This is a genomic window from Mesorhizobium sp. (genome assembly GCF_005063415.1).
In the GTDB taxonomy this organism is placed as follows: domain Bacteria; phylum Pseudomonadota; class Alphaproteobacteria; order Rhizobiales; family Rhizobiaceae; genus Mesorhizobium.
Genome location: NZ_SUEG01000397.1, coordinates 1 through 306 on the forward strand (window position 1 = coordinate 1; position 306 = coordinate 306).

General features: G+C 62.7%; 1 pseudogene. It reads right to left on the reverse strand.

Features of this window, described 5'->3' with window-relative positions:
* Positions 1 to 232, reverse strand: a pseudogene (locus tag E5W70_RS32780) (IS66 family transposase); the annotation flags it as partial.
* Positions 233 to 306: the final 74 nt, after the last annotated feature.

Genomic DNA, 306 nt, shown 5'->3' on the forward strand with positions numbered 1-306 from the left:
CTGAGCGTTCAGAACTCTGACCATGCAGCGCCCGCTGCAGCTTGCGGATCGTCAGATGCTGATGTGCGATTAGCGCCGCATCATCTGATGCCTTGGCCCTGGCGACCGCCAGTTCGGCCTCGACCAGCGCAGCGCGCGCAGCCTCGTCTTCGGCTCTGGCCAACGCTGCGGTCAGCGCTGCTCTCAGCGCGCCGATATCGTCCGGAGCAGCATCCTGGGCGGTGGCAACCATGCCCTGGAGTGAATCATAAAACGCGTCCGCTGACTCGCGGAAAATGGCGCAAACTCAAAGAAAACTCAGCCCGC